At 47.8% G+C, this 2,305-nt stretch carries 2 protein-coding genes; one reads left to right on the forward strand and one right to left on the reverse strand.

Features of this window, described 5'->3' with window-relative positions:
* Positions 1–285: 285 nt before the first annotated feature.
* The gene (locus PsAD46_RS17225) at positions 286–1,134 is read right to left on the reverse strand and encodes a DUF4238 domain-containing protein (protein WP_063307467.1); all 849 of its coding nucleotides are present in this window, start codon (positions 1,132–1,134) and stop codon (positions 286–288) included.
* 455 nt (positions 1,135–1,589) lie between these two features.
* Between PsAD46_RS17225 and PsAD46_RS17235 the strand changes: the two genes are divergently transcribed.
* Positions 1,590–2,129 carry a hypothetical protein gene (locus PsAD46_RS17235; protein ID WP_063307468.1) on the forward strand — a complete coding sequence of 180 codons (540 nt, stop codon included), beginning with the start codon at positions 1,590–1,592 and terminating at the stop codon, positions 2,127–2,129.
* The last annotated feature ends 176 nt before the right edge of the window (positions 2,130–2,305 follow it).

The following is a 2,305-nucleotide window of genomic DNA, read 5'->3' on the forward strand; positions in this document are numbered from 1 at the left end:
AGGGTGTAAGGTCATGGAGCCTGTCCCTGTGCTACGTGGTCCGCAAAAGCGGCCACCATCAACTGTTCAGGTTTGGTAATACATGCGAGGCGGGGTCTGGCCGCGTCACGATCTCAAGCCGTGCTGGGCTCTGATCTGGGACCCAACGACCTCCGCCTCGCTACCATTCAAGCACAAAACAAACACACAGGGACCCAGAGCGAGAAGGCAAAGAGGTTGCGTTTAAGGATGCAACAACTCCCTCGCCTGAAATCTGTGAGTGCACAGCAGGGGGCTGCATCGCGTTCAGGGTGATGTTTGAGGCAGTAAGCCCTCGATGATTGATCTTTGCTTGCTGGCTATAATGTTGCTCTGCTCAAAAATGGTAGAGTTAATTAAGTGAACCTGTGAGGACGTTAGCTCGATAAGTTTTCTGTCTAAGTTTTTACCGTAAGGTGAGGTCGCAACTTTTGGGGATATTGGAAACCAAAGTTCCGTTGCTGGATTCTTTAAATTTCCTGTTCCTTGAAGTCTAACAAATGGATGGTCACCAATTATAAACTCGTCAGATTGATTTCGAATTATCCCATATGCAAGACCACGGCGGTCAAGTATTTGAAGTACTTCGTGCCCGAGATTTTTTCGTGCTAGAACGCTAGTATTTTGTTTAAATTTGCCAAAGTTTGCGGGGTCTTTTACTCGCTTTAGCTCTTCTGGATCGACTCTTATATTATTTTGCCCTGCATATTTTTCAAAATTTTCTGTTTCTCGCGCCCATACTTCGTCGAAGTCAGAATTGATGCCAAGTTTTAGAAATGAATCTGGAGCTCGACTATGCTGGTGGAGAAAGAAAACATTCCAAGTGTATTTCTCATTTTCAGAGATATTCGGATAAATATTTTTTTCTGTAAACTCGATTATCTTCTTGGTAATGGGTGCTGTATCAGATTCAATTTGTGAGTATTTCTTTTCTAGCTCCCTTTCTTTGTTTCCTTTTTTATCGATGAATGTGTTGAGCTCTTTTTTTACAAAGACATTATTGATCCCTGTTTGAAAAATTTTCCCCTGCCTTCGTACCCAAAGCAAATCTGAGCTATTAACGAAATTACCGAGAATAAAGCGAGGCATGTAATGGTGACGTATTGGGTCTGACATTTAAACTGAAATCTCATTGAATTCTTTGGCTTACTTATTTGCGATCGTAACCTGAAACACACTCTCCACAAAATCCCATAGCTACCCCAACACCATCGCGCACCCTACTCTCTGACAAATGTACCCAGCAAGATCGACTGGGTAGCGATACAAAGTTGTCGATTGACAACTTAACCGACGAGGGACTAGGCTTTTGGGGAGAAGGCGGCATGCCAAGAAGGAGGTTGAGGCGGTCCTTTGCGAGCTGGAAGAGCTTGGATGGACGGTCAGGCTTCGCAATGGCAAAGGCCATGCTTGGGGGTTGCTGTTGTGCCCCTTTAATGATGAGCAATGCCGCTGCGGTGAGTTCTGTCAAATGTCGATCAGTTCAACACCACAAAATCCGTCAACGCATGCAGTCAAACTCAAGAAGAAGGCGCTGAGCTGCATTTATCTGAACCAGAAGGAAGCTGAGGATGTCGAACCTGTTTGAATTCGATCTTGTGTTTGCTCTTGGGGAAGGGGAGCATGATGTGTTTGAATTAGCTGATGCTGTCTATGCGTTGGGTTTTGATGATGCCGTTGTTGGAACAGGGCAGGCGGGCCTGCTCGCCGTGGCGCTGGAAGTTGAAGGTGAGCAACCTGATCAGGTCATTTTGGAGGCCGCACGCACCATTCTCCCGCATCTTCCAAAAGGAAGCACTTTGAGAGAAGTGCGGCCTGATCTGGTGAGTCTGGCCGATGTTGCTAAAAAACTCAGTGTGCAACGGCAAGCCTTACAAAAGCGCAAGGTTCCACAACCTGCAGTGCAAGGCCTCTATCGGGTAACTGAACTGGCAAAATCGCTTGAACAGCAAGTTGAGCAACCCACAGCAGGCGCGCGCCGCCCTCGGTTTTCTATGGACGCAGCAAAGCCTTGGCTCGCAGCTGGTGCTGGAGCGCAAACGGTGAATGCCCGGATGGCTTTGGGTGAGCTGGATCCACAGTCGCTACAACCACGCAAGCGCTCCACCTAAACCGTCACTGCACTTCCCCCACCGCCGTCATCCCGCACAAGCGCAGCGCGATGCGGCAACTGTGTTTATGCATTGAATGGAACACTATCTCTGAGGAGTGCATTGGCTGTGATGAGTATCTTTCTCGCCAGAGCAATCATTGCCGCTTTGAAGGGCTTCCCTCTTTTGATGAGGGA

This window comes from Pseudovibrio sp. Ad46 (assembly GCF_001623065.1).
Lineage (GTDB): Bacteria > Pseudomonadota > Alphaproteobacteria > Rhizobiales > Stappiaceae > Pseudovibrio.